Here is a 2,794-nt window from a genome sequence, read left to right as displayed (position 1 = left end):
TCCGCCAGGCGGATCACCCTGCACCTGCCCGAGGCCTGGCCCTGGCAGACCGCGTTCGAGCAGCTCTTCACGACCACGCACGCACCACCACCGGCAGCGGCCAGCTGACCACCGCCGCAACGACGGCACGACCGAGAACGAAGTGGACGACCGGGATGAGACGCCCGGAACTCAACCCTGCCCGCGACAGGTCACACCACGCCGATCAAGCCGACGCCACCCGCCAAGAGCTCATCGGTGCATCGAGGCTTAGGCGGCTTCCTGGGGCTTCCTGCGGATTAGCGCTTCCCGGCCCTGTGGGCCTCTCTCCCAGCCTGGGGTGCCATTCGGCTGTAGTTGCCTATCCGGCCTCTCTCGCGGCTCGTGGCAACGGCGACCGTTGTCAATTCGATTGCCACTGCCGCCACTTCGGTTCGGATGGCTCGCGCTCTGCGGATTCAAACGGTGTAAGCGCGGGGTCGGAGCGCGACCGAGCGAGCTGATGCGCTTCATCCAGGACGGCCAGCAGAGCATCCGGGTCATGCGCGAACCGGCCGAGGAACAGACCGTCCGCGCTATTGCCGATCCGGCCGAGCAGACCGGGCCCGGCGGAGCCGCCGTAGATGACCACGCTCCCGGCGCGGGCGGGGACGGCGGCGACGGCGACGCGCAGCGCCCTGGTGACGGCGGCGATGTGAGCATAAGGTGCCGGCCAGGTCGCGCCGATCGCCCACACTGGCTCGTACGCCACGATGACAGGACCGGCGGGGACGTTGTCGAGGTTCGTCACGAGCTGCTCGAGGTTGGCCAGTACGGTGGCGGAGCGTCCCAGCTCTTCGGTCTCCCCGATGCACAGGACAGGGGTGATCCCGTGGTGGATAGCAGCGGCCGTTTTCGCGGCCGCGCTCGTGTCGGTTTCGCCGAACAGGCGGCGGCGTTCGGTGTGCCCGATCTTGGCGAACTGGATCCCGATCTCGGCGAGCTCGTCGGCGGTGATCTCGCCGGTATAGGGGCCTGGACCGTACTGGGAGACATCTTGAGCGCCGACGAGTACCGGCGTGCCCGCGAAGGCGTCCAGTGCGGCGGGGATCTGCAGGTAGGTGGGGATGACGAATAGCCGCACGCTGCCCGTTGCCACTGCGGGGTGGGTGCCGGCACGTTGCGCGACGTCGGCGAACCACCCGCGCGCCCGCTGGGGCCCGAAGTAGGGTTTCAGGCTCACCCCGACCGTGACCTGCGGCATCAGCAGGAGCCGGTGGTCTCGTACTCGTTGATGACGGCGACTTTGTCGGCGGAAGCTGACGACGTGTCGAACCGGTAGGTCAGCCATTCCCGGACCAGGCGTCGGGCGAGTTCGATCCCGACAACGCGCTGGCCCATGGTCAGCACCTGGGCGTCGTTGGAGAGGACGCCGCGTTCTACCGAGAACGAGTCGTGGGCGGTGACAGCGCGGATCCCGGGGACTTTGTTCGCCGCGATCGCGACGCCCAGCCCGGTGCCGCAGATCAGCAGTGCACGATCAGCTGCGCCAGACGCGACCTGTTGGGCCGCCTCTATCGCGACCTTCGGGTAAGGGGTGTGCCCGTTCGCGTCGACACCGACATCGATCACGGACACGACAGCGGGGTTGCCTTCCAGGTCTGTCTTGAGAATCTCCTTGTAGTCGAAACCGGCGTCGTCAGCGCCGATCACGATGCGCAACGGGTCAGCCATGTGCGCTCTCCTTCTGGCATTCGGCCGTGAGCAAGTCGCCCACGGCGTTCACGATGAGCGCGAGGGAGATCGCGCCCGGGTCCGGGGTTCCGACACTGTTGTGCCCGTGCGTGCGGGAGCGGCCCATCCGGGGAAGCATCTGCGTGGTCGCTTGAGCGGCGAGGGTCGCAGCGGCGGCTGCTGTGTGCCACGCGTCGACGAGGCTCGCGCCGCCGTCGAAGTCCTGGGTGAGCGTTGAACTGAATGGGACGAGCGCGTCGACCATGGTCTTGTCGCCCACTTCAGCTTTGCCGTAGGCCGTGACGCTGTATGTGGCGTCCGCCACCCCGGCGATAACCACTGCCGGGTCGGGGGTGCCGAGGTTGCTGAGTTTCGCCGCAACTGCGTTAAGGATCACTCCCCACAGAGCACCCGACGTGCCACCCGCCTTGTTGGCCCAGGCGTCCGCGGCGTGCGCGAGCGTGGCTTTGGCGCCCGCGCCGGCCTCTACTGCGCTGGACGCGGCATGCAGCGCAGCGTGAGAGCCGCGTTGCATGCCGATGCCGTGGTCGCCGTCACCAGCGATCGCGTCTATCCGGCCGAGCTCGTCGACATGCTCATCGACGGTTTCGGCGATCGCGCGCACCGCGGCCAGCACGATGCGCGCCGCGTCTTGGGACTCGTCGTCGCTCGGCTCGAACACTTCCGCGTCGGCTGAGGCCGCGGGGATCGGCTCGATCCGTAGTTGCGGCGCCACGGATCCGCGCCGGTATGCGGAGGTGTCGACGGCGGTGTCCCAGAGGGTGTGGAGCTCGTCGTCGAGCCAGAACAGGGTCAGCGACGTGCCAGCCATGTCGAATGAGGTGCAGTATTCGCCCACGTGGGGGTCCACGACCTCCACCCCGGCGTCCTCGAGCAGGCTGGCGATGCGCCGGTAGACGACGAACATCTCCTCGTACTTCAGCGACCCGAGGCCGTTGAGGATGGGCACCACCCGGGCACTTTTCGTTTCCACGCCGTCCGGGACCTCGGTTAGGAGCTGCTCGACGAGCAGCTCCGCGAGATGGTCTGCCGTGGGAATGCCGGTCTCGTCGACCCCTGGTTCCCCGTGAATGCCGAGGCC

General features: G+C 67.9%; 3 protein-coding genes. All 3 read right to left on the bottom strand.

Translation table 11 applies throughout. From position 1 onward, the window contains the following. Window positions 1–382: 382 nt before the first annotated feature. Entirely contained in the window at window positions 383–1,222 is an 840-nt protein-coding gene (locus ACK5M9_RS12280) for a triose-phosphate isomerase family protein (RefSeq protein ID WP_416893447.1), read from the bottom strand. Further along, window positions 1,222–1,692 (bottom strand): ribose-5-phosphate isomerase, encoded by a 471-nt coding sequence (locus ACK5M9_RS12275; protein WP_416893446.1) that lies wholly within the window; start codon window positions 1,690–1,692, stop codon window positions 1,222–1,224. The genes ACK5M9_RS12280 and ACK5M9_RS12275 overlap by 1 nt, the downstream gene beginning before the upstream one ends. Continuing rightward, the coding region (locus ACK5M9_RS12270; protein WP_416893445.1) for a DAK2 domain-containing protein at window positions 1,685–2,794 on the bottom strand (1,110 nt) is incomplete at its 5' end. The genes ACK5M9_RS12275 and ACK5M9_RS12270, both read right to left, overlap by 8 nt.

The sequence above is a fragment of the Mycobacterium sp. genome (assembly GCF_047975165.1).
In the GTDB taxonomy this organism is placed as follows: domain Bacteria; phylum Actinomycetota; class Actinomycetes; order Mycobacteriales; family Mycobacteriaceae; genus Mycobacterium.
Note: the sequence above shows the minus strand (reverse complement) of the source record. Positions and strands in the feature narration are given on the sequence as shown.

What these genes read in the sequence shown, in the direction of transcription:
- ACK5M9_RS12280 (WP_416893447.1), bottom strand. Translation starts at nt 1,222, where the DNA reads ATGCCGCAGGTCACGGTCGGGGTGAGCCTGAAACCCTACTTCGGGCCC.
- ACK5M9_RS12275 (WP_416893446.1), bottom strand. Translation starts at nt 1,692, where the DNA reads ATGGCTGACCCGTTGCGCATCGTGATCGGCGCTGACGACGCCGGTTTC.